This is a genomic window from Corynebacterium sp. NML98-0116, from assembly GCF_001767255.1.
In the GTDB taxonomy this organism is placed as follows: domain Bacteria; phylum Actinomycetota; class Actinomycetes; order Mycobacteriales; family Mycobacteriaceae; genus Corynebacterium; species Corynebacterium pseudogenitalium.
Genome location: NZ_CP017639.1, coordinates 1,479,569 through 1,502,545 on the forward strand (window position 1 = coordinate 1,479,569; position 22,977 = coordinate 1,502,545).

Below are 22,977 nucleotides of genomic sequence, written 5' to 3' on the forward strand. Positions count from 1 at the left end.
CGCCTCCCCGATCGCGCTCACTTCCCCGCCTCCCCGATCGCGCTTTTCTTCGCGAGAGTGCAGAAATACACCATGCCGGCGCGTGAGGCTCCGTCCAGCTTCAGCCCGTTGGCTTCGGCGAGGTCCTCGAGCTCGCTGCCCCGGAACACCCGGTGGCCCATCTTCGCCATGACGGCCATGTCGACCCGCTCGTTCACGTCGGGATCCTCGACGAACGTCTGCACGTAAGCGATGCCGCCGTCGGCGAGCAGCCCGGAGACCCTGCCGAGCGCGGCTCCCGCATCCTTCATTTGGTGGAGCGCGCCACACACCCAGATTTCACAGGCCCCGCCGGGCTCTCCCGCGAGCGGCGTGAGGATGTCGGCAACGTGGAATTCCGTCCGGGCCCCAAGCCCGTCGGCGGCGGCGCGTTCGCGGGCGATGCGGATCGCATTGGGCGACAGGTCGTAGCCGACGATGTTCGCCCTGCGATAGCGAGACTCAGCGGCGAGCGTGCGGGCGAGCCACCCGGTTCCGCAACCGAGGTCGAGGACCCGGGCCGGCGCATCCGGCCCGGGATCCAGCGCACGGAGCTTCCGGTACACGGCGGCGGCGTCCATCGGTTCGCGCGCATAGCGGCTTAGGAACCTCGGCTGGACCTTGTCCTCGTAGGCCGCGAGGAGCCTGCGGTTGTTCTGGACGATCTGGGCGATCGACTTCATCTGGTTCTGTCTCCGGGTGTGTGGGCCGCGTCCACGCGGCGGTTTCGGGTTAGATGCTCGGATTCGCGGGCCGTCATGCAGACTCCCCCGGCCTCGTTTTCACGGCGATGCCCCACGCCGCGAGCACGGCGATGCCTAAGAACCAGGCCGCGCAGACCACCAGACCCGCAGCCCCGGTACCGTTGACGGCCTCACCGGCCGCGGATACGGGGGTGTGCCCGGCGATTCCGCGCAGGAGGGGACGGAAGTGGTCGGCGGGCATGAGCACCGTATTGACGAACATCGCAACGATTATCAACGGGATAAGGGCCACGGATCCCTGGGGGCTGGTGATGGAGAACGCGATGTACGTGCCGGTGCATGCGGCCGCCGCGGCAACCATCGCGCCGGTCACCGTGATCCTCCACCACCAGGACACCTCCGGTGGGCCGTCGGAAAGCAAGGCGGCCACCGCCGCGACGACGGCCGTCATCGCCATGATCCGGATGAACTCGGCAATGATCCGTGCGGCCGGCACGGCCGCGTACGGCGCCGGCATGGTGATCAACCGCTCGTGGAAGCCATTGCTGCGTTCAACGAACACGGTGGATGATCCCGTGATGGCCAGGATGAACGCCCACGCCGTCACGACCAGGATGACCGCGTTCCGGAGTTCGAACTCTCCGGTGAGCTGCCTGACCAGGCCACCGAACATGCGGTTGACGATGAACAGGTACACGAGCGGAGCAATGAACGTCATGAACCAGAAGTCGGGGCGCCGCAGCCAAATGTGGGCGATGCGCCGCAGATGCACGAAGATGGCGCCAATCATGATTCGCTCCTCGAGGTGAACCGGCGGATGAACAGGACGATTCCGGCGACCGCCGCGACACCGAGCCACAGGGCGGCCTCTTCCCCGGCGCGATCCGGGAAGGCGTCCGGGGACGCCGCCCTAATCACCTCGATCACCGGCGAAAAAGGCATGTGGCGCACGACGTCGCGAAGGGAGCCGTCCAAAGCGGTCGCCGGAATGAACGCGGTGGAGAACATGAGCAGCAGCATTTCCAGCGCCTGGATCGATGAGGCCGTCGACACCGGGGCGGGCACCATCAGGATCACCCCGTCCGTGACCAGGGACAGGACCGCCGCGGCGAGCAGCGACCACAGGACAGTCCACGCGACGTCACCGACAGCCATGTCGAGGCCGCAGGCCCACGCGACGACCAGCAGCGCCGCGATCGACGCGGACATCCGCAGCACATCGGTGACGAGCCTGCCGGCGACATAGCCGCCTGTAGCCCCGGGCAACACGCGCACGCGGTCAACGAGCCCGGATTCGACGTCCTGTCCCACCGCCATCGCCGACGCCGCGGCGGTGAACATCGCCGCCTGGAACAGGCAGCCGCCGAGCACGAAACGCAGGTACCCGAAGCCGGATTGCTCCGCCGAGTACCCGAACACCGCGTACAGGCACAGCAGGAAGAGAGGCGGAACCACGAACATGGAGATCAGCGACGCGGTGTTGCGTCGCAACAGCAGCAGATCCCGACGGAGAAACGCCGCGACCGACGTCGCACTCATCGCGCCGCACCCCCTGCGTTCATCGATATGAACACCTCGTTGAGGGTGGGCGGCGACACGCTCAGCGAATCCGGCAACGCTTCCGAGGCCTCCATCGCCTGCGCCACCGCCTCGAGGACCCGCGGTCCGGGGTCGACGTCGAGGGACACCGACTTCCCCGCGACGCGGGCGCCGTCCAGGCACGTTCCCCCGAGGCAGCGGGCGAACGCCTCCGCCTCGGCGGCGGTGGCGAAGGACACGCGGAGCACGTGCGACCCGAAGGCGCGGCGCAATTCCTCCGGCGTTCCGCTGGCGACGATGCGGCGATCCTTGAGTAGATGGACGTGGTCTGCCAGCGCCTCCGCCTCTTCCAGGTACTGGGTGGTCAGCACCAGGGTCATTCCGTCGTCCCGCAGTTGCCGGATGAAGCCCCACAGCTCTTCGCGGCTGACCGGGTCCAGCCCCGTCGTGGGTTCGTCGAGGAACAGCAGCCTGGGCACGACGCACAGCGACGCGGCGATGTCGAGGCGGCGCCGCATGCCACCCGAATAGGCCGACGCCAGCGTCGAGGCACTGTCTGCGAGCGAGAATTGCGCGAGCAGTTCCGTCGCGCGGGCGGCCGCGGCGGCGCGGTCGAGTCCACGCAGCCGCCCGAAGAACTCCAGGTTCTCCCGGCCGGTGAGGTTCTCGTCGATCGCCGCGAATTGGCCGGTGGTGGCAATGTCAGCGCGCACGCCCGCCGGGTCCTCTTTCACGTCGCGCGAGAAGATGCTCACCTCGCCGGAGTCGGCGGTGATGAGCGTCGACAGGATTCGGATGAGGGTGGTCTTGCCTGCACCGTTGTGGCCGAGGAACGACACGATCGCCCCGGTGGGCACGGTGAAACTCACGCCGTCGAGCACATGCTTGCGCATCCGGGCACCGCGCTTTCCCTTGCGCCCGCCGTCCGGCGGGGCACCTGCCCCGCCTTCGGGCGGGGTGCCCGCTTTGCCCGCAATCGGGTAGCTCTTCGTGAGGTCGCGGACGACGATCGCCGCACCTCGTTCAGCTTGATCCGTCATCGTTTCCCCTTTTCTTTGGTATCGCAGTGGGCCGCTGTCGGCAGCGGCCCCGTGGTCGGGTTGTCATGTGGCACCTCGATATGGATGCCCGCATCGCGGGCGAAGGCGAGGACCGGTTCGAGGAGCCGGGGGTGGCCGACGAGATCCCGGCACCCCGGCGCGACCGGCTTCCCCGCGACCGCCACAACGGTGGCGGTCGCGTGTTGTCCTCTCAGACGATGACAGTCATTCTTACGTTAGGTTAGCCTAACCTCGCATGTGGGTCAAGTCCCGTCTCGTGCGTTTGATGGACATTGCTGAAACCGAGATCGCGCAAAACCAGCACACCATTGAGTGGCGAGTGGACGAAGACCAAGGATGGGCGTAAGAATCCGCAGGCGTTGTTAACAATCTTCTCGGTGAATCAGCCTGTAAATCCGGGGAGTCCCCGTACTCAGGGGACGATCACTATCCCGCTGGAGTGGGAGCAGAAGGCTTCTCCGGATAAGCGCTCTGGTAATGGCTCGAAACCGAAGGTGCGTGCTGAGCACCCCTCCATCGTCTTCGCGGCGCACGTGGAAACCGCTGTGGGCCTCGAGTTGCCCGCCGACTTTATTTCCCAGCTGGCCAGCGCCGTTCACGAGGTTGGCGGCCTGATGGTCCTCGACTGCGTTGCAGCCGGCACCAAGTGGACCTCCATCTCCGAGGGCTACGTCGACGGCACCGTCGCGCAGTTCTCCGAGGCGCTGGACAAGGTTGTCTCTGCCTAGCCGAAGGTCAACGAATACAGTTTCACGCCTGCCGTGGGCCGGATGCGCAGCACTCCCTCGGTGGGCGTGTCGCCTTTCACAAGGTCGAGGGTTCCATCTGCGACCGGGAACGACTTTTTCGCACCGTCCGGAAACTCGACCTCGATCTCGCCTTCACCCGAAACCACGAGCTGGACCCACTTGGCGAAGACGTTGATGTCCAGGTGTCCTCCACTGGTGGTCTGCACCGATTCCTCCTCGAGAATCCACGTCCCGTTCAGAGTGAACATGCCGCGCTCCGGGGCGGCCGGTTCACCGAAGTCGTGCTCGCCGTCGGTGTAACCGGGCTGCTTCGTGTACTCGGCGCGCGCAGTGCCGAGATAAGTTTCCGGGTTGCGGCCCTTTGTACCGCCTCCTGCTTCGCCGCCTTCGACCGGTTCGGGAAAGTCGACGTCGGGGTTGGCGTCGATAAGCAATTCACGCACGAGCTTTTCTGTCTCGGCGTAGCTTCCCTCCCCTTCCACGATCTGCCGGACGTTGCCGTGCTTGTCCACCAGGTAGCGGGCTGGCCAGTAGCGGTTGTTGAAATTCCTCCACGTAGCGAAGTCATTGTCCTGCGCCACCGGGTAGTGGATACCCTCCTTTTCTACGGCGTTGCGGACATTGCCCAGCTCGTGCTCGAAAGCGTACTCAGGGGAATGGACGCCGACGACGGTGAGACCGGAATCGCGATAAGTGTCGTAAAGCTTGGTGATGTGCTCCCCCGCACGCTGACAATTGATGCAGGCGTACGCCCAGAAATCAACGAGCATGACACCACCGTCCTGCGGGCTCAGCGGCTGGTCGGCGTTGATCCAGTTCGTCAGCCCCGCGAATTCCGGTGCCGGGCCACAATCCTGCAGCTGCGCGGGGTCGGCGCGGCGGCACGACTGCAGTGAACCGCTCCCAGTTGGGCCGACCTTGTTGAGAGCGTCATTGGCCAAGTCCGAATTCTCAAAACGGTTCGACAGCGACGACGTCCAATTCGGCAGCGCACGCTGGATCGTCGCCGGCGCGTCGAGAGCCAACGCCACAGTGAAGACCAAGATGAGCACGCCGATGGCCTTACGGTGGTGCCGCACCGCGTCTACCTTGTCACCGATCTTGTTGCCCGCCAGGGCGAACACGAACAGCGGCAGCGCGGACCCAATCGCGAACGCGACAGTGAGCACCACCGTGTTCCAACCGATCTGCCCAGTCGAGCCCGCCACCGTCACCGCTGCAAGCACCGGGCCCGCGCACGGAACGTACACCGCGCCAAGGGCCAGACCGATGAGAAAACCTCCCTTGCCGCGCGTTTTCTCCTGCAATGCCGTGGGGCGCGGAAGCGCGTCAAAGGGCTTCTGCAACACCTCCCCCACCGGCGGAAAAATCATTCCCAACCCCACCCATGCCAGCAACACCACTCCCGCCCAGCGCAACACCGACTGCGGCAAATGCAGCGCACTAAGCAGCAACGTACCCAGCAGCGCGATCGCGGCGAAGCTCACGACCAAACCTGCCACCACGTGCGACGGTTTACGCCCGACGCTGACACCCAGCACCACCGGCAACACCGGCAAAATGCACGGCGACAAAGCCGTGATCACACCTCCGATGAATCCGACAAGAATCACGCTGATCATGAGTTTCCTCTACTTTCCGGTTGCCTTTCCCACACCCAGCACTACGGAGTGAGCACCCGCACCGGATTGGTCCAATCCGCATCAGCCCGCGGCTCCGTAGTACTCAATAACGGGCCAGAAACACTGCGCCTGCGAACCGAAAAAGTGAAGGAGACACTATGTCTATCAACCGCGCAATCGCCAGCGTCAGCGCAATCGTCATCGCCGCCACCGGCCTCGTCGCATGCAACGACTCCGAGGAGAAGATGGAGGACAAGATGGACGGCTCCATGGCCCCGTCTTCCGGGGCGATGATGAGCGATTCCATGGCCCCGTCCTCCGATGCCATGATGAGCGATTCCATGGCACCGTCCTCCGATGCCATGATGAGCGAAGACAAGATGATGGAAGAATCCAAGTAGCACATGACCCTGGTGTTAGATTTGGAATCTGTGGATCCTGACCGTCTCTTAGAAAGCGTGCGCGCGGGCGATAAAGTCGCCTTCGCCGAGCTTTACGACGTTCTGGCCCCACAGGTTCTCGGTCTCACCACCCACATCTTGCGTGACCGGGCCCAAGCGGAAGAGGTCACCCAAGAAGTCTTCGTGGAGGTATGGCAGAGCGCCCACACCTTCGACCCACACCGTGGCAGCGCCAAGTCATGGGTACTGCGGCTCGCCAAATCGCGAGCCATCGATCGGCTGCGGAGCTGGCGCAGCTCCCAAGCCCGCGACACCGACGATTTCAACAGTCAACTGACCAGATGGGTCGCTGCCGCTGAGGACGAAGCTCAACAGCGACTAGAGTCTGAGGAACTTCAAGAACTCATTGATTCAATCGGAGAGCCCCATCGAAGTGCGCTCATGCTCGCGTATTTTGGGGAACTCACCCATCAAGAAATCGCCGATGCCACTGGCGTCGCTCTCGGAACAGCCAAAACCCGGGTACGCGACGGGTTGCAAAAGCTTCGCAAGGCCGTGTCGTTGAAAGGAGGCCTGTGATGGATAAAGATATCGAGGACCTCTTCAATTCCGCGGCCACACCGGTCACCCCGCCACCGGAGCTCAAACGCTCAATCATGGAGCGTATCGACGCCACCGACCAGGTCGCTGACTTCGACACCGCGCGGAAGAACCGCTCCGGGCGACGTCTCACAACCGCCGCAGCAGCCGCCGTTGTGCTAATCGCCGGTGGCGGGTTCGCGGTCACCCAAATCACTGTCGACGAGTCACGCGAATCCGTGACAGCCCAAGGCGTCGAAGAAATGCACGCAATCATGGAGGCCGACGACGCGCGTCAAGGTCAGGCCGACGCGATGGGCGCGAGCCTCGACATCGTGATCAGCTCTGACATGGGCAAGGGCGGCGCCATGGTCAACGGCCAGCCAGCTCTCGACGACGGCATGGGGGCACAAGTGTGGGCAGTCATGGATGACGGCGCCGTGGAATCGGCTGGAGTCATCAGCCAGGAACCCCACGACGACGTGTGGATGCCGCTGCCCGGTGGAACTGCTTCAGTCCTCGTAACCGAGGAAGTCGCCGCCGGCGCGGCGCAACCCACCGGCGCGGTGCTGGCCAACGTGACGTTCTAGTCCCGGTTCCCTCCCTTGGCGCGCTTCAGCGCCGAGCACCGGGCGAGAGCGAAGTTCACAGCACAATCTAGCCGACCAGGGCCGCGCCGACGACGACCGCCCACGGCGGGACCTTCCACGAGGTGAGCGCGGCGTAGCAGACCACGGCGATGGACAGAGTGATCACGCCGGAAACCCCGGCGGTGAACACCGGGGTGTACAGCGCTGCGCCGAGAATGCCGACCACCGCGGCATTCGCTCCAGCCTGGGCGGCACCTGCGCGTGGCATCTGACGGATGCGCTCCCAGAACGGTATCGCGCCAAGTACCAAAAGCGCAGCGGGCAGGAAGATCGCGATGGTACTGGAGAGATTCACACAAGAAGGGTTCCAGTGACGGCACAGCGTTTACTCCAGCAAGAGTTGGAAGGATTACTGCTCCGTTTCTAACCCCACTGCGGGTTGTCCACGTCCACGCCTTCGGTCGCCGCGTGGGCGGTGACCAGCTCGAGCAGGTAGTCCTGCGCGCCGCCGTAGGCTTCGTGGAAGCGCGCGTCGTCAACGTACATGCGCGCGAGGATGAGCTGGCGAGCCGGGGTCGCCTCGTACCACTGGGCGATGCTTGCGCGGTGGCGCTCCACCAGTGCTTCGGCTTCCTCGGAGCCGGGGTCCACGCCGGAATCGCGTGCGGCGATCAGATCCGCGGCGAGCGCGTCCTGTTCTTCCTGCAGGCGTTTGAAGTCACCTTCGCCCATTTGGGCGAGCTTTTTCTGGGACTGCGCCCACTCCGGGGTATCACCCCAGCGCTGCTCAGCCTCCTCCTGGTAGGCGGGCATATCTTCGCCGAGGTACTTCTTCATTGCGTCCATGTCGATCGATCCTTTCGTTGCGTTGTCAATGAGGTGCTGGACAGATTTGAGTTGGGCGTCGAGCGTGCGCCGTCGAGACGCGAGTGCTTCTTGGTGGTGCTTGAGGGCGCGGGTGAGGGCGGCTCCGGAGGCGTCGAGAAGCTGCGCGATCTGCGCAAGCGGCACGCCGACTCCGCGGTAGAGGGCGATGGCCGCGCCGCGCTCGAGGTCCGCCTCGCTGTAAACACGGTGGCCGGCCCACGTGCGCGCGGGTGCGATGAGGCCGAGCGCCTCCCAGTGACGCAGCGCCTTGGTGGAAACGCCGAGGGCTTCTGCGGCCTCGCTGATTGTGTATTCGATACCATCTGCCATGGCTGCGATTGAACAGCTTGCCGCAAGGGCAAGTGCAAGTTGGGAGCGATAATGGACGAAATCCGCGTGGGCGACGCCGAGCGCTCGGACGCGCTGGACCGGCTGGGCACACTGCTCGCAGACGGCTACCTTGATGTGGCAGAGTTCGAAGAACGCACAGGTCAAGCCGCGGTTGCGCGCACTCGCGGGGAGCTTTCAATGCTTTTCGACGACCTCCCGGCCGAACCGGTCGCATTGGAAAAGCGGATCCCGTCCGAGGTCGAGCTGGATGAGAAACTCGCAGCGAAGCGGAAGATGGACACCGCAATCTACACCACCCTCATAGGCGGCTTAGCGGTATTTTTCGTGCTGCAGCTTGGGTTCGACCTGGACTACGCCTGGGTGGTGTATCCCGTGGTGGGCATACTCGTATTCGCTTGGTACGCCGTCTTCGACATCTCCGACGAGGAAGACAAGATCCTCGAGGAACTGCTGGAGAAGGAACGTTCCGATCGCGCCGAGCGGCTGAAACTCGCGGCCGAGCGCCGCAAAGAGCTTGGGAAATAGCAGGGAATTCCTGTGCCCGCCGGTTAGAGTGGGGGGCGCGGATGTGGAGTCTGCGGAGGTTGTTCGGCAGCGGCTACAACGAAAACGCGACAACCAGCACGCGAACCGGTGGCGATAGCCCCAAATCCCGTCGGTGACTCGCGTCGCCGCGTGGCGACCGCAGTCCACGACGAAGGCTGGGACGGCGTTCTTTGGGACGCTGCCACAGTCGAGGTTGAGTTTGTCGACGAGCTGCTCGCCCTCTTCCGCCGCCTCCACCTCGGATGTCGAGCTCGCCACGAGGCACCGGGACTCACTTGGGCCGTTACGCGAAATCCCGAAGACCCCGGGTTTTGGCAGTCCCGAGGCGTGACTACACGTTGAACTTGAACTCCACCACGTCTCCGTCTTCCATGACGTATTCCTTGCCTTCTTGACGCACCTTGCCGTTGGCGCGCGCCTCAGCCATGGACCCAAACTTGTCGAGGTCTTCGAAGCTGACGATTTCGGCCTTGATGAAGCCTTTCTCGAAGTCGGTGTGGATCACGCCCGCAGCTTTCGGTGCGGTATCGCCCTGGTGGATCGTCCAGGCGCGGGCTTCCTTTGGCCCAGCGGTGAGGTAGGTCTGCAGGCCAAGGGTCGCGAAGCCTGCCTTCGCGAGCGTTTCCAAGCCAGGCTCGTCCTGACCGACGGACGCGAGAAGCTCCGAGGCATCCTCTTCGTCCAGTTCGAGCAGCTCAGTCTCTGTTTGTGCGTCCAGGAAGACAGCCTCGGCGGGCGCGACGAGTTCGCGCAGTTCCTGCTTGCGGGCCTCGTCGGTGAGCACAGCTTCGTCGGAATTGAATACGTAGAGGAATGGCTTCGCCGTCATCAAGTGCAAGTGGTGCAGCAAGTCGAGGTCAATATCCCCTGCCTTGGCTGCGGCGAACAGGGTGCGGTCGTCTTCAAGCACTGCTTGTGCTTTCTTGGCCTCTTCGGCTTCTGCTGCGACGTCCTTGTTCTTGCGGCCTTCCTTCTCGAGGCGCGGCAACGCTTTCTCGATGGTCTGCAGGTCAGCGAGGATCAGCTCGGTGTTAATGACCGCGATGTCAGAAGCAGGGTCTACTTTGCCGTCGACGTGAATGACATTGTCGTCAGCGAAGGCACGAACGACCTGACAAATGGCGTCTGCTTCACGAATGTTGGCAAGGAAGGCGTTGCCCATGCCTTCGCCCTCGGACGCCCCCTTGACGATGCCAGCGATGTCAACGAACGACACCGTCGCGGGCAGGATGCGTTCGGATTCAAAGATCTCAGCTAAGCGCTTCAGGCGCGGGTCTGGCAGTTCAACCAACCCCACGTTCGGCTCGATGGTTGCGAACGGGTAGTTCGCAGCGAGCACATCATTCCGCGTCAACGCATTAAAAAGGGTTGACTTTCCGACATTGGGCAAACCGACGATTCCAAGTGTAAGACTCACGCTGGCCAATCCTAGCCCACCCATCGCGTTGCCGTCGAAAAGTTTGCAGCTCGCGGTCGGGTTACGTTTCTTTCTCCCTCGGATGGGGCACAATAGGTCGCGTGAGCACTCAGAAACCTCTCGACTACGACGCCAATCCGATTGATCGCGGCATTGTCTACCGCGCGTGGATCAAGTCCGCCGCGACGTTGACGCTGCGAGTCCTCATTGTCGCAGTGTTTTTGGCCGCGCTTGGCAAAGTGATCGGGATGTTTTGGGCAGGCATTCTTCCGGTTGTTCTTGCGCTCATCATCTGCACTGTGCTCGCGCCCGTTGCGGGCTGGCTGCGCCAGCATGGCATACCAGCTGGATTTGCGGCGCTCTTGACGTTGCTTGGCTTCTTTGGATTTCTCGGCTTTCTCGTCTCGTTGATTGCCCCGGACATTGCGGCGCACTCGAGGTTGCTCTATCTGCAAGCGCTCGAAGGTGTGCAGCGGTTGCAGCTCTGGCTGCAGGGTCCACCGCTCAATGTCAACCCCGATGATCTTGATGAGGGCGTGAACGAGATTGCGCAGTGGCTCCAGAAGCAGGCCGGGGCAATCGCTGGTGGTGTATTCACGGGTATTGGCACTGCCGCAGGCCTGATTGTCACACTGTTTGTGGTGCTTGTCTTGACGTTCTTCTTTTTGAAGGATGGCCACAAGTTTTTGCCTTGGCTTCGCAGTGCTACCGGGGGTCGCGCAGGCCTTCATTTCACTGAGCTCTTCACTCGAGCGTGGGACACGCTTGGTGGTTTTATTCGCGCCCAAGCTGTTGTCTCGCTTGTCGACGCCATCTTCATCGGACTCGGCATTTACTTCGTGGGCGTCCCGATGGCGTTCACGCTCGCTGTGCTGACGTTCATCGCGGGGTTCATCCCGATTGTGGGTGCGGTTGTGGCAGGCGCGCTTGCCATTTTGGTCGCGTTGGTGTCGCTTGGCGTAACCCAAGCGTTGATTGTGTTTGCCATCGTCATTGTTGTCCAACAGCTGGAAGGCAATGTGCTCTCCCCGATGCTGCAGTCCCGTGCAATGAACTTGCATCCAGTGATCGTGCTGGTCTCCGTGACCGTAGGTGGTGGACTCTTCAACCTGATTGGTGCCTTCTTGGCAGTCCCCGTAGCTGCGATGATCGCGGTTTGCTACCGCTACGCGCTCGATATTGTGCGCATCCACTCAGGGGAAGTACGCCCGGAAGATCTTTCTTTCATCACCGAGGAAGGTCGTGCGATTGCTGAGCTGGAAAGCATCGAAAGCCAACACAAGCGCGATGCGCTGCGCGAGGAAGATGAATGGGCAGCCACTGTCCCCTCGGAGGCTGCACAGGGAGAGTCCGCGGAGGAGGATCTTGATCAACCCGATCGCCGCTTCCGTCCGCGGTACAAGCCCGACAAGTTAAAACAGGTGTTCGATCGACTGCGTCCTAACGCCTAGTTTTGTCCCGCTCATGTGCTCTACTAATGCACATGGACGCATCGACCGCACTGCTATTGATCTTTACGGGTTTCCTCGTTGGGGCCATCCTGGGCTTTTTTGGCGGCACGTTTTGGATGCAGCGTACCAACCCCCAACAGCACCCGCCTACTGATCTACGCCCGCTGGCACAGGCACTTCGTGACCTACAGGTTCGTCTCGAAGACATCGATAAAGAGCAAGCAGTAGCGCAGTCTGCCTTGGCAGGCCAAGTACAAGCAATTGCGCGCACCTCATCCAGGCTCGGGGACCGGACTGATCAGCTCATCACTGCACTGCGCTCACCGCAGGTCCGAGGCAGATGGGGCGAGGTGCAGCTGCAGCGCGTGGTAGAGCTGGGTGGGATGGTAGAGCACGTCGACTTTGACGCTCAGGCGTACATGCGTTTCGACGGCGCCTCGCTACGCCCGGACATGGTTATCCGGCTCACCCAGGATCGAAACATAATCGTCGACGCCAAGGTTCCGTTTTCTTCATACCTCGATGCGCTCAACACGGAAGACCCGGAAGAAAAGCAAGGCTACCTGCGTAGACACGCGCACCTGCTGCGAAGCCACGTCGATACGCTGTCCTCAAAGTCATACATAAAGGCATTTCAGCCCAGCCCGGAATTCGTCGTGATGTTTGTCCCAGCTGACCCATTCTTGGACGCCGGTCTCGCTATCGACCCGGAGCTGCTCGACTACGCTTTTGCCCGCAACGTCGTCATCGCGACCCCCACGACGCTGTTCGCACTGCTGCGCACGGTTGAACTTGGGTGGAGGCAAGATTCCATGAATCGGGAGGCGCAGACCATCCAGCGTCTTGGCGAAGAGCTGTACCGGCGTCTCGGCACGCTGACAGAGCACTACAACCGCGTCGGGAGCAGTCTTGAGAAGGCGGTCGAGTCGTACAACGCAACACTGGCGTCGCTCGACAGTCGGGTGATGGTCACCGCTCGTAAGCTCGAGGAACTAGGTGCAGCTGGGCACTCGTCGAGCGCGCCGGAGCTTCACCCTATCGATGCGCGACCGAGACTCCGCGACTCAGATTCGTCGAATTGTTAGCCCCTGGAGCGGGTCAAACTGGCAAGACTCGGGGGTAGGCCGGGTAGAATGCCCAGCGTGTCTCAAAACTCTCTCCGATCCCCGCGCTCTGGTACCGCCACCTTCCACGGTTTGCCTACCGTTTCCAGCATCGGCATTATCTTTGCTGCGCTGCTGACCGGCGTCGTCATCGCAACGTCGGCGGGATACATCGGATGGCCTCTGCTCGTACTGTTCAGCGTCGCGGTCATCGCCGTGACGACGCTGGTAGACCCGCGGGGTTTGTTCCTTACCGTCGCGGCTACCCCGCTTTTGTTCGTCATTGCGCTGCTTGGATTTGGACTGATTTCAGCACGCAATCAGCTCGGGGCCGCTGGTGCAGGCGGGAAAACCGCTATCCTTATGGTGCTTTACCCAGTAATCGAGCACTTCCCTATTCTCTTCACGGTGACTGCTGGTGCCCTGGTGATCGCCATCGTGCGCTACTGGCTGATCCAACGCCATAACGATGAAGTCCTGCGCCGGGAGCGAGCGCAGCGCCGCCGCATGAGCCAGTCGAACCGCAGGACCAATAGCGAGGGCCGTCGGGCCCGTGAGCGCAGCCAGGGTGGCATCACGGTCGATGAGCTGTTGAAGCGAACGAAGGCAGAACGCAGTCAGGCCCGCCCCCGTGGGGAGCGGGCCCGGCGAGTTGCCTCTCGCCTTGGCGAGGACCTGTACAAAAACGAAGATCGCTAGGCGAAGGCTAGACGAGCACTAGCTGCTACGGCGCGGCTGACGCAGATCCCGCGGCAGCGCGAACGTGATCGTCTCTACCGTAGTGGTGACTTCCTCTACATCGGTGTAACCGCGCGTCGCAAGCTCCGCGAGCAGCTCCTGAACCAGAATTTCCGGCACCGAAGCTCCCGATGTTACGCCAACGGTGTTGACGCCCTCGAACCATTCGTCTTGTACTTGGTGGGCGTAGTCGATGAGGTATGCGTTGTTGGCACCAGCGTCGAGCGCTACTTCCACCAGGCGCTTCGAATTGGAAGAATTTTGCGAGCCGACCACAATAACGAGTTCCGTCTGCGGTGCGATCTTCTTCACTGCTACCTGACGGTTTTGCGTTGCGTAGCAGATGTCGTCGCTAGGCGGGTTTTCTAGATCTGGGTAGCGCTCGCGCAGCTTTTCAACGATCAGCATCGTTTCATCAACAGACAGGGTGGTCTGGGATAGCCACACTAGCTTCGTCCCCTCTGGGAAGTCGGGAAGGGCGTCGACACCCTCGACCCCGTCAACGAGGTGGGTGACCTCCGGGGCCTCACCTGCGGTACCTTCGACTTCCTCGTGGCCCTCGTGGCCGACAAGCAAGATCTGGTATCCGTGCTTGGCAAACCGCTTCACCTCGTTGTGCACCTTGGTCACGAGCGGGCACGAGGCGTCGAGCGCCAGCAAGTTGCGCCCGTCCGCTGCTTCGCGGACCGCGGGGGAAACTCCGTGCGCGGAAAAGACAAGGTGCGAGCCTTCGGGGACCTCGTCGGTTTCGTCAACGAATATGACGCCGCGCTTCTCTAGTGTTTCCACTACGTACTTGTTGTGGACGATCTCTTTTCGCACATAAATTGGGGCTCCGTATTTTTCCAGCGCCTTTTCTACAGTGACAACTGCACGATCCACACCTGCGCAGTAACCGCGAGGTGCTGCCAGAAGAACTTTTTTACCCTGATTTGTCATGGAACCGACCCTACCGAATCAACGTCTAAAACAGTAGGTACACATTCTTGTGGTGATCTATCTATGAAACAATGACAGCGTATTCCATCGACACGCTGGGAAAGGAGCGGTGTTGACACAAGCACAAGGTGAGCGTTCAGCCTCACCAAGTAGCCCTGAACAGCCATGGCCAGTGGCAAAGTTGAATAAGTCGGTCAAGGGGTGGATTAACCGTCTGGGCCACTTGTGGGTTGAAGGCCAGCTCACGCAGGTGAATTACAAGCCGAGCTGGAAATTCTCCTATCTCACCCTCCGCGACACGCAGCAGGAAACGAGCGTGCAGCTTACGGTTTCCTCGGACTACTTAAGGAGCTTGCCGACGCCACCAAAGGACGGTGACCGCGTCGTCATCTACGGCAAGCCGGCCTTCTACGAGGGCCGCGGCTCCTTTTCGATGTGGACGACGCAGATTCGCCACGTCGGTATCGGTGAATTGCTCGCGAAGATTGAGCAGCTTCGGAAACAGCTTGCAAGTGAGGGTCTCTTTGACCGCGCCCGCAAACGGCCGATTCCCCTGCTCCCGAACACGATTGGCCTCATTACTGGTCGCGGCTCAGCCGCCGAGCGCGACGTGCTTTCCGTGGCGCAGAGCCGTTGGCCCGCGGTCCAATTCCGCGTGATCAACACCGCGGTACAGGGACCGAACGCGGTGCCTGAGGTCATTCAGGCCCTGCAGACGCTTGACGCGGACCCCAATGTTGAGGTCATCATCATTGCCCGTGGCGGAGGCTCGGTCGAGGACCTCCTTCCGTTTTCTGAGGAGGCGCTGCAGCGCGCTGTGGCTGCGGCGGGAACGCCGGTGGTATCCGCCATTGGGCACGAACCAGACAACCCGGTGCTCGACAACGTCGCTGACTTACGCGCGGCCACTCCAACCGACGCCGCTAAACGCGTCGTCATCGATGCCACCCAGGAGCTTGCGTTTCTGTCTGAGGCGCGCGCACGCAGCGCGCAGGCGCTGCGCACCTGGGTTTCCACCAAATCGGAAGAGATCCAGTACTGGCGCTCGCGTCCGGTGATGCAGAACCCGTTACTGGCAATTGAGCGTCGAAGCGAAGAGGTCTCACAGCAGGTTGCTTCGATGCGACGAGAGATCAGCCACCTGTTGGCGCGAGAAACGCAGCAGGTCGCTGCGCTCCGCTCACAAGTTTCGGCGTTAGGGCCAGCAGCAACTCTCGCGCGCGGATATTCCGTAGTACAAGTCCTCCCCCGCGACCATTCCGATCCTGAGGTTGTCACCAGCATCGAACAATCACCCCCCGGATCGCAGCTGCGCATCCGCGTCGCGGACGGTTCCATCACCGCAGCAGCAATGGGGACCACCCCCGCCGATTAAATCCACACAGCAATTTCACTAGCATCTAGCATCAAGGAGACAATCCATGTCCGAAAACACGTATGGCAATGGCCAACCCACCGACGCCGCATTCCCCGACCCCGCAACGCTTTCGTTCGAGCAAGCTAGGCAGCAACTCGTAGAAACAGTGAGGGTCCTCGAGCTCGGGCAAATGAGCCTTGACGAATCACTGAAGTATTGGGAGTACGGCGAGGGGCTCGCGAAGCGCTGCGAGCAGCTACTCGAGGGAGCATCAAAACGTGTCGAGGCCGCTATTCAGCAGCGCGACGCGACTGAGCAAACACCACAGTCGGAATAGCCTGCTGCCACGGCGTCTACTGCGCTGACAGCGGCTCGGTCGCGAGCGCAGTACGTATCAGTTCCTCAAACTCGGCGTCTGTTCCGGCACCTGTGACGGCGAATCGTGCGTCGCCAGCATCGATAACCCACAGTGGGCGAGTTTTCGCCTCGGTACCCTTGAATATCTCAATGCTGTGGCCATCGATCGTGTCCTGGCGGTCAAGCGTGCGCTGCTTTCCGTCGACCTCGGACTGGACCGTTTTGCTGTCCGCACCCGTTTGCGTCAGCTGGATGAAGCCACCATCGGGCGTGACCCACCCTACGACTGGAGCTGGCTGCTGAGCGATCATGCTTCGCCGCGCGGAGTTCGTCACCCAACCTGTTGGCATTTGAGGGTAGCGCACCGGAAAATCGACTCCGCGAGCCTCAAGGCCAAGGAACGTCTTCGCATCGACTTCTTGCACAGGCCCATTTTCGGGCTTACCGGGATTGAACGTGCACAGCCCGGTCGCACCAACGGCAATGATCATGACGACCACGATCAAGATGACGTTGATGAGCATGTCTCTGCCGTCTTGGAAAATGCGAGGTTTGTTTTCTTGAGCCACGCGCTCCAGTATGACATGGATTCCTGATACCCCCGAATTTGTCTTTTACCCCCGCGCGTTGGCTTTTTACGCAGGAAGTCCCCAGTTCAGACACCACTATTCGCAGCATTGCCCTATTTTAGGTGTAGAAACGACGGTTCATGTCTGGCAAAAGTGCCATGATAGAGGTGTGCCAGACCGCAGTGGTATGGCTTTGCAACGCGGCATGATGTCGATGTTGTCACAACTAAAACTAGTTTGCCGCAGGAGGGCACTGTTTCATGTCTGAACAAACTTCTGAAAACTTCCCTGACCGTAACCTTGCAATGGAGCTCGTGCGCGTTACCGAGGCTGCTGCGCTTGCCTCTGGCCGCTGGGTAGGTCGCGGGATGAAAAATGAAGGTGACGGCGCCGCAGTCGACGCCATGCGCAAGATGATCAACTCCGTCACGATGGACGGCGTCATCGTCATTGGCGAGGGCGAAAAGGACGAGGCGCCGATGTTGTTTAACGGCGAAAGTGTCGGCAACGGTTTTGGCGCACAGGTTGATCTGGCGGTTGACCCAGTCGACGGCACGCGCCTGATGGCGGAAGGTCGCCCGAATGCTATTTCGGTTATCGCGGCTGCCGACCGTGGTTCCATGTTCAACCCGCAGGACGCGTTCTACATGAACAAGATTGCAGTCGGCCCTGAGGCTGTCGGGGTCATCGATATTACGAAGTCCGTCGAGTTCAACATTAAGGCAGTGGCAGAAGCCAAGGGAGTCGGCGTTGGTAACGTGACTGTGGTGGTACTCGACCGCCCACGTCACAACAAGCTGGTTGCGGAGATTCGCAAGGCTGGTGCCAAGGTACGTTTCATTATGGACGGAGACGTTGCTGGTGCCATCGCTGCTGCCCAGAACACCAACTCCATTGACATGGCGATGGGCATCGGTGGCACACCGGAGGGGGTTATCACGGCGTGTGCATTGAAGTGCCTTGGTGGTGAGATCCAGGGCCAGCTCGCACCGCAGTCCGATGAAGAGCGCGAACGCGTGCTGGCAGCGGGCCACGATCTCGACCGTGTGCTTGGCCTCGACGACTTGGTGGCCTCCGATAACTGCTACTTCGCGGCTACCGGTGTCACCAACGGCGACATGCTGCGCGGCGTCTCCTACCGTAAGAATGGCGCTACCACCCGTTCGTTGGTAATGCGCTCGAAGTCTGGCACCGTCCGCTACGTGGAGTCCCTCCACCAGCTGCCGAAGCTTCAGGAGTACTCGGTGATCGATTACTCCGGCCCGATCAAGTAATTCAAAGCGTCGATTTTCTGTAAGTATCAAGTAAAGGAAAGATTGAATGGCCGATAAGCAGTACCGTATCGAGCACGACACCATGGGTGAGGTCAAAGTACCTGTTGATGCACTGTGGCGTGCTCAAACTCAACGTGCTGTAGAGAACTTCCCGATCTCTGGCCGGGGCCTCGAGAACCAGCAGATCCGCGCCCTTGGGCTCCTCAAGGCCGCGTGTGCGCAGGTCAACAAGGATTCGGGCAAGCTCGATGCGGAAAAGGCTGACGCGATCATCGCTGCGGCGAAGGAAATCGCAGACGGCAAGCACAACGACCAGTTCCCAATTGACGTTTTCCAGACGGGTTCTGGCACTTCCTCGAACATGAACACTAATGAGGTCATTGCTTCGATCGCGCACGCAAACGGCGTGGAAGTCCACCCGAACGACCACGTCAACATGGGACAGTCCTCGAACGACACCTTCCCAACTGCAACGCACATTGCTGCCACCGAAGCTGCCGTCGAAGTGCTGGTCCCGGCCCTGCAGGTGCTGCAGAAGTCACTGGCTGCGAAGGCTGAGCAATGGCACGAGGTAGTGAAGTCGGGCCGCACTCACCTGATGGACGCGACCCCGCTCACGCTTGGTCAGGAGTTCTCCGGCTACGCGCGTCAGATCGAGCTCGGCATCGAGCGCGTTGAGGCAACTGTTGGCCGCCTCGGCGAGCTCGCCATTGGCGGCACCGCGGTTGGCACCGGCATCAACACCCCAGCAGACTTTGGCGCAAAGGTGACCGCAGAGCTGGTGAAGCTCACCGGACTGACACAGCTGTCGGAGGCAAAGAACCACTTCGAGGCCCAGGCCGCACGCGACGCTCTGGTGGAATTCTCCGGTGCGATGCGCACTGTTGCAGTCTCGTTGTACAAGATTGCAAATGACATCCGTCTGATGGGTTCAGGCCCACTCGCAGGGTTCGCGGAGATTCACCTCCCAGATCTGCAGCCAGGCTCGTCGATCATGCCTGGCAAGGTGAACCCTGTCCTGTGCGAGGCGGCAACCCAGGTCTCAGCCCAGGTGATCGGCAACGATGCCGCAGTGGCATTCGGCGGCTCGCAAGGCCAGTTCGAGCTCAACGTGTTCATCCCGATGATGGCGCGCAACGTGCTGGCGTCCGCTCGCCTGCTGGCGAACGTCTCTCGACAGTTCGCTACCCGCTTGGTTGACGGTATCGAGGCGAACGAGGCCCGCATGAAGCAGCTCGCGGAGTCTTCACCATCAATCGTCACCCCTCTGAACAGTGCAATCGGCTACGAGAACGCTGCGAAAGTGGCAAAGCATGCGGTGAAGGAGGGCATCACGATCCGCCAGGCTGTGATTGACCTCGGCTTCGTGGACGGCGAAACGTTGACTGAGGAGGAGCTCGACAAGCGTTTGAACGTCCTGTCGATGGCTCATACCGAACGCAACTAGTCTTCGCTACAATCATCCCTGCTACTGCCCATGTTCATGAGCACGACCAGGGATGATTTTTATGTCTGATTCTTTTTCGCAGCTTCGTACAGCTGGGGGCTCAAATAAGCCATGGGTTATTGGCGGTGTCTTAGCTCTGGTGGTCTCGCTTATCGGGATAGCGCTCGCCGCAGCGTACTGGTCCGCTCAGCCAAAGCCGGAGCCTAACGGGGTGCCTACAGTTGTGACGGTGACTGCGTTTCCTGAAGCTCCGCAAGTGCGTGACGACGCCCCCTCTGGAACATTCCAAGGCACCCTCCAATCGCACAGCCCTGATGCTGCCGTAGCGGCGTGGCCGGCGGTGTTCTCCCTCCATGAAGGACAAGGGATGGTCAGCTATCCTCTGAGCGGTTGCGTGGCGCTTATCGCGCATGATGGCAGTGCTTCCGCTCTGACGAAACAGTGCCCTCCAACTACTGATGATGGTTTCTGGAGCTTCTCCAGCCCGGAGCCGGGAATCGTTGAGGCACAGTTTTTCGAGCGCCGCGGTGATAGCTCTCCAAACGTGGAAGGCTCACTATCGCTCCTGGTTGAATAGGTTTCTTTGATATTTTTGCACGGAGTGTAAGATTGCACTCCGTGAATTTTCCCGATCAGTCAGAAGGTCTCCGGCAGCGAAAGCGCCGCGAAACACGGCAGCGAATCTTCGATACAGCTGCATCGCTTGTGGCACGCGACGGCTATGACAATGTCACAGTCGAGGAGATCTGCCAAGGTGCAGGCATTTCACGGCGGACGTTCTTCAACTACATGGACTCAAAAGATGACGCTGTGCTTGGTCGCTTCCCTCTCGAGTTCACCAGCGAGAGCTTTGCACGCATTGCTGATGAGTCGTCCACGAACATGTTGTCCCTGGTAATCGATGCAATGGAAGAATCAGGTGCCGAAGATCGAGCCGAGGATGCCTGCCGAATCCAGCGGCTCATGCAGGACAACCCATCGTTGGCAAACGCGATGCTGGCCCGCAAACGCGATACGCTACGACACCTCGAGCAGGCTGTGCGTGAGCATTTTGCGAGCCACCCCGAAGACCGCCGTCTAGATGTCACCATAGAGGCAGAAGCCCGAATCGTTGTGGAACTTTTTCGGACAACGCTTGTGCTTTATGCGCGAAGCCTTCATTTCCAAGAGGAGGGTTCGCCGAAGGAGCAGGCTCGTAGCGTAGCTGCCGTCGTCACGAAGTATGCAAAGGAGTTGCAGTGGTAAACAACACTAAGCCACACGTTGGCCTGATCTTTGGAGCGCTACTCATCACGATGCTGATGAGCTCATTGGGCCAGATGATTTTCTCCACTGCCCTGCCGACGATTGTCGGTGAGCTTGGTGGCGTAGATCACATGAGCTGGGTGATTTCGTCGTTCCTGGTCACGATGACAATCGCGATGCCAATTAATGGCAAGCTCGGTGACAGGGTCGGACGCAAGTGGCCTTATATTGGCTCGATTGGCCTGTTCGTCATTGGTTCCACCTTGGGTGGGCTTGCACAGTCAATGCAGCTGCTCATTATCGGGCGCGCCGTCCAAGGCTTTGGCGCTGGCGGCATGATGGTCAACTCCCAGGCAATCATCGCGGAGGTGGTTCCAGCTCGTAGCCGTGGCAAGTACATGGGTGTGATGGGGGCAGTATTCGGCGTTTCTTCCGTGCTTGGCCCCGTGTTGGGCGGCTGGTTTACGGATGGCCCCGGCTGGCGTTGGGGCCTTTGGATGAACATCCCGCTGGGGCTTCTCGCGATGACGGTCTGCACAATCGTGCTCCACCTACGCAAGGGGTCGCGGTCAGCACAGAGCATCGACTGGCTGGGCACCGTGCTCATGGCGGTTGCCACGACTTCTCTTATTTTGACCACAACGTGGGGTGGCACTCAGTATGAGTGGTCCTCGCCTATCATTTTGGGTATTTCCTCGCTTGCGGTTGTCGCTGCAGCGCTGTTCGTCTTCGTTGAGCTGCGCGTACCGAACCCGCTCATCCCCATGCACTTGTTCCGCAATCGCAACATGGTCTTGACGACGGCCTCCGGAACCGTGCTGGGACTGGCTATGACCGGTGCGCTTGCTTACCTGCCTACCTACCTGCAGATGGTGCACGAACTCACGCCAACGAACGCGGGGCTGATGATGCTGCCAATGGTCATCGGCATCTTGGGCACTGGCACTACCGTGGGGTTCATTATCGCGAAAACGGGCCGCTACAAGGTCTACCCGATCATCGGTATGGCCATCGTTTCGGTCGGACTCTTCCTCTTCTCGCAGCTCGAAGTGTCCACACCGCTGACCACGCTGGGTATCTACATGTTCATTTTTGGGTTCGGACTCGGCTTAGTCATGCAGGTACTGGTACTTATTGTCCAGAACTCGTTCCCACTAGCAATGGTCGGTACTGCAACAGCGACGAACAACTTCTTCCGACAGATCGGCTCCGCGATCGGTGCGTCGCTTATTGGTTCGCTGTTCATTCACAATATGACGGAGGAGCTCGCGGAACGCCTGCCAAAAGCATTGGCCTCGATGGCCCCTAGCGAGGCAGCCCCTTACGCCGAGCAATTCTCGAGCGCCGGTGGGCACAACTCCCTCACCCCGCACGCGGTTGCACAACTGCCTGACGTACTGCGCGACGCCGTCCTTAATAGTTACAACGACGGCCTGACCCCAGTGTTCTTACTGATGGTCCCATTGGCCGCCGTTGCGTTGGTGCTGCTCTTCCCGGTCCGGGAGGACCCGCTGAAAGAGACGCTGGACTAGGAACGATGAGGCGTGACTAGACCTGGCTTTTGCCTGGTTTCTTTTCTCCCGGCTTCGGCAACAGCAGCTCGTAGATGTCCGAGTCACGCCACTGGCCTTCCCGCTCACCGTAGGACATTTTCGCCATGTGATGGAAGGTGCCAACTTTCTCAAACCCGCGCGACTTGTGCAGCCCTGCCGATCCTTCGTTTTCCGGGAAGATCCACGAGTGAATCGACCACTTATCAAGTTCGATGCACGTCGCGATGAGCTTGTCTAGCAGCGCACCGGATACCCCCATGCCGCGCGCATCCGGATGCACGTAGATGGAGTCTTCAACTACTCCATGGAACACGCTTCTCGACGACGCCTTCGCCGCAGCTACCCATCCGAGCACACGCGAGTCATCGTGTTCATCAACGGCAACAAACACCGTTTCCATGATCTTCGCCCTGGAAAACTGCTCCCATGTCAAGCCGCGCGTCTCGTAAGTTGCGTTTCCGGTACTCAGACCCATCTCGTAGATGCTACGCACCTGCGGG

General features: G+C 60.8%; 28 protein-coding genes. 17 read left to right on the plus strand and 11 right to left on the minus strand.

What is annotated here, in order from left to right:
* Positions 1-17 precede the first annotated feature (17 nt).
* From BJP05_RS06665 to BJP05_RS06680, 4 genes are all read right to left on the minus strand, one after another.
* A complete protein-coding gene (locus tag BJP05_RS06665; RefSeq protein WP_034668635.1) occupies positions 18-701 on the minus strand; it encodes a trans-aconitate 2-methyltransferase in 684 nt (227 codons plus the stop codon).
* Between the two features lie 73 nt (positions 702-774).
* Entirely contained in the window at positions 775-1,581 is an 807-nt protein-coding gene (locus BJP05_RS06670; RefSeq protein ID WP_240492724.1) for an ABC transporter permease, read from the minus strand.
* On the minus strand, positions 1,509-2,261 hold the full coding sequence (locus tag BJP05_RS06675; protein ID WP_034666004.1) for an ABC transporter permease: 753 nt from the start codon (positions 2,259-2,261) through the stop codon (positions 1,509-1,511). Before BJP05_RS06675 ends, BJP05_RS06670 begins: the two co-directional genes overlap by 73 nt.
* On the minus strand, positions 2,258-3,301 hold the full coding sequence (locus BJP05_RS06680) for an ATP-binding cassette domain-containing protein (protein WP_034666007.1): 1,044 nt from the start codon (positions 3,299-3,301) through the stop codon (positions 2,258-2,260). The genes BJP05_RS06675 and BJP05_RS06680 overlap by 4 nt, the downstream gene beginning before the upstream one ends.
* 65 nt (positions 3,302-3,366) lie before the next feature.
* Between BJP05_RS06680 and BJP05_RS11295 the strand changes: the two genes are divergently transcribed.
* Both BJP05_RS11295 and BJP05_RS06690 read left to right on the plus strand, forming a co-directional pair.
* A complete protein-coding gene (locus tag BJP05_RS11295; RefSeq protein ID WP_070362738.1) occupies positions 3,367-3,546 on the plus strand; it encodes a hypothetical protein in 180 nt (59 codons plus the stop codon).
* A gap of 153 nt (positions 3,547-3,699) precedes the next feature.
* Positions 3,700-4,050, plus strand: coding sequence for a hypothetical protein (locus tag BJP05_RS06690; protein WP_143110583.1), 351 nt, complete (start codon positions 3,700-3,702; stop codon positions 4,048-4,050).
* Here the strand turns inward: BJP05_RS06690 and BJP05_RS06695 are convergent.
* A complete protein-coding gene (locus tag BJP05_RS06695) occupies positions 4,047-5,693 on the minus strand; it encodes a cytochrome c biogenesis protein CcdA (RefSeq protein WP_070362740.1) in 1,647 nt (548 codons plus the stop codon). The two genes, BJP05_RS06690 and BJP05_RS06695, sit on opposite strands and share 4 nt — an antisense overlap.
* A 158-nt stretch (positions 5,694-5,851) precedes the next feature.
* Between BJP05_RS06695 and BJP05_RS06700 the strand changes: the two genes are divergently transcribed.
* The 3 genes from BJP05_RS06700 to BJP05_RS06710 are packed head-to-tail and all read left to right on the plus strand — an operon-like array spanning position 5,852 to position 7,263.
* Positions 5,852-6,094, plus strand: a complete 243-nt coding sequence (locus tag BJP05_RS06700) for a hypothetical protein (protein WP_240492725.1) — start codon at positions 5,852-5,854, stop codon at positions 6,092-6,094.
* Between the two features lie 3 nt (positions 6,095-6,097).
* On the plus strand, positions 6,098-6,673 hold the full coding sequence (locus tag BJP05_RS06705) for a sigma-70 family RNA polymerase sigma factor (RefSeq protein ID WP_070362741.1): 576 nt from the start codon (positions 6,098-6,100) through the stop codon (positions 6,671-6,673).
* Positions 6,673-7,263 (plus strand): anti-sigma factor, encoded by a 591-nt coding sequence (locus tag BJP05_RS06710; RefSeq protein ID WP_070362742.1) that lies wholly within the window; start codon positions 6,673-6,675, stop codon positions 7,261-7,263. Before BJP05_RS06705 ends, BJP05_RS06710 begins: the two co-directional genes overlap by 1 nt.
* A 67-nt stretch (positions 7,264-7,330) precedes the next feature.
* Here BJP05_RS06710 and BJP05_RS06715 read toward each other — a convergent pair whose 3' ends face one another.
* Both BJP05_RS06715 and BJP05_RS06720 read right to left on the minus strand, forming a co-directional pair.
* A complete protein-coding gene (locus BJP05_RS06715; RefSeq protein ID WP_070362743.1) occupies positions 7,331-7,618 on the minus strand; it encodes a chromate transporter in 288 nt (95 codons plus the stop codon).
* Positions 7,619-7,686: 68 nt separating this feature from the next.
* Positions 7,687-8,460 carry a MerR family transcriptional regulator gene (locus BJP05_RS06720; protein WP_070362744.1) on the minus strand — a complete coding sequence of 258 codons (774 nt, stop codon included), beginning with the start codon at positions 8,458-8,460 and terminating at the stop codon, positions 7,687-7,689.
* 51 nt (positions 8,461-8,511) lie between these two features.
* Here BJP05_RS06720 and BJP05_RS06725 point away from each other — a divergent pair, with 51 nt between their 5' ends.
* Positions 8,512-9,006, plus strand: a complete 495-nt coding sequence (locus BJP05_RS06725; RefSeq protein ID WP_070362745.1) for a DUF1707 domain-containing protein — start codon at positions 8,512-8,514, stop codon at positions 9,004-9,006.
* Positions 9,007-9,114: 108 nt separating this feature from the next.
* The gene (locus tag BJP05_RS11140; protein ID WP_145945254.1) at positions 9,115-9,369 is read left to right on the plus strand and encodes a hypothetical protein; all 255 of its coding nucleotides are present in this window, start codon (positions 9,115-9,117) and stop codon (positions 9,367-9,369) included.
* On the opposite strand, the gene ychF is transcribed toward BJP05_RS11140, so the two are convergent.
* Positions 9,359-10,444 carry a redox-regulated ATPase YchF gene (gene ychF, locus BJP05_RS06730; protein WP_070362746.1) on the minus strand — a complete coding sequence of 362 codons (1,086 nt, stop codon included), beginning with the start codon at positions 10,442-10,444 and terminating at the stop codon, positions 9,359-9,361. The genes BJP05_RS11140 and ychF overlap by 11 nt on opposite strands.
* 101 nt (positions 10,445-10,545) lie before the next feature.
* Between ychF and BJP05_RS06735 the strand changes: the two genes are divergently transcribed.
* From BJP05_RS06735 to BJP05_RS06745, 3 genes are read left to right on the plus strand one after another with little or no spacing between them, the layout of a single operon-like run.
* Positions 10,546-11,895 carry an AI-2E family transporter gene (locus BJP05_RS06735; RefSeq protein ID WP_070362747.1) on the plus strand — a complete coding sequence of 450 codons (1,350 nt, stop codon included), beginning with the start codon at positions 10,546-10,548 and terminating at the stop codon, positions 11,893-11,895.
* A gap of 32 nt (positions 11,896-11,927) precedes the next feature.
* Entirely contained in the window at positions 11,928-12,980 is a 1,053-nt protein-coding gene (locus BJP05_RS06740) for a DNA recombination protein RmuC (RefSeq protein WP_070363547.1), read from the plus strand.
* Between the two features lie 57 nt (positions 12,981-13,037).
* The gene (locus tag BJP05_RS06745) at positions 13,038-13,697 is read left to right on the plus strand and encodes a DUF6542 domain-containing protein (RefSeq protein ID WP_176754833.1); all 660 of its coding nucleotides are present in this window, start codon (positions 13,038-13,040) and stop codon (positions 13,695-13,697) included.
* Between the two features lie 18 nt (positions 13,698-13,715).
* Here the strand turns inward: BJP05_RS06745 and BJP05_RS06750 are convergent, their stop codons facing one another.
* A complete protein-coding gene (locus BJP05_RS06750; protein WP_070362749.1) occupies positions 13,716-14,675 on the minus strand; it encodes a 4-hydroxy-3-methylbut-2-enyl diphosphate reductase in 960 nt (319 codons plus the stop codon).
* Between the two features lie 112 nt (positions 14,676-14,787).
* On the opposite strand from BJP05_RS06750, the gene xseA reads away from it, so the two are divergent.
* Complete coding sequence (gene xseA, locus BJP05_RS06755; RefSeq protein ID WP_070362750.1) at positions 14,788-16,050, plus strand: exodeoxyribonuclease VII large subunit; 1,263 nt, start codon at positions 14,788-14,790, stop codon at positions 16,048-16,050.
* A gap of 46 nt (positions 16,051-16,096) precedes the next feature.
* A complete protein-coding gene (locus BJP05_RS06760; RefSeq protein WP_070362751.1) occupies positions 16,097-16,369 on the plus strand; it encodes an exodeoxyribonuclease VII small subunit in 273 nt (90 codons plus the stop codon).
* A 16-nt stretch (positions 16,370-16,385) separates the two neighbouring features.
* Here the strand turns inward: BJP05_RS06760 and BJP05_RS06765 are convergent, their stop codons facing one another.
* Positions 16,386-16,958: a DUF4245 domain-containing protein gene (locus BJP05_RS06765; protein WP_070362752.1), complete on the minus strand. Its 573-nt coding sequence runs from the start codon at positions 16,956-16,958 to the stop codon at positions 16,386-16,388.
* Between the two features lie 260 nt (positions 16,959-17,218).
* Here BJP05_RS06765 and glpX point away from each other — a divergent pair, with 260 nt between their 5' ends.
* From glpX to BJP05_RS06785, 5 genes are all read left to right on the plus strand, one after another.
* The gene (gene glpX / locus BJP05_RS06770; protein ID WP_070362753.1) at positions 17,219-18,232 is read left to right on the plus strand and encodes a class II fructose-bisphosphatase; all 1,014 of its coding nucleotides are present in this window, start codon (positions 17,219-17,221) and stop codon (positions 18,230-18,232) included.
* A gap of 46 nt (positions 18,233-18,278) precedes the next feature.
* Complete coding sequence (locus tag BJP05_RS06775) at positions 18,279-19,679, plus strand: class II fumarate hydratase (protein ID WP_070362754.1); 1,401 nt, start codon at positions 18,279-18,281, stop codon at positions 19,677-19,679.
* Between the two features lie 61 nt (positions 19,680-19,740).
* Complete coding sequence (locus BJP05_RS11145; protein WP_141742272.1) at positions 19,741-20,256, plus strand: hypothetical protein; 516 nt, start codon at positions 19,741-19,743, stop codon at positions 20,254-20,256.
* A gap of 41 nt (positions 20,257-20,297) precedes the next feature.
* A complete protein-coding gene (locus BJP05_RS06780; RefSeq protein ID WP_168156188.1) occupies positions 20,298-20,924 on the plus strand; it encodes a TetR/AcrR family transcriptional regulator in 627 nt (208 codons plus the stop codon).
* Complete coding sequence (locus tag BJP05_RS06785) at positions 20,918-22,456, plus strand: MDR family MFS transporter (protein WP_070362756.1); 1,539 nt, start codon at positions 20,918-20,920, stop codon at positions 22,454-22,456. The genes BJP05_RS06780 and BJP05_RS06785 overlap by 7 nt, the downstream gene beginning before the upstream one ends.
* 16 nt (positions 22,457-22,472) lie before the next feature.
* On the opposite strand, the gene BJP05_RS06790 is transcribed toward BJP05_RS06785, so the two are convergent.
* On the minus strand, positions 22,473-22,952 hold the full coding sequence (locus BJP05_RS06790; protein ID WP_240492823.1) for a GNAT family N-acetyltransferase: 480 nt from the start codon (positions 22,950-22,952) through the stop codon (positions 22,473-22,475).
* Between the last annotated feature and the right edge of the window lie 25 nt (positions 22,953-22,977).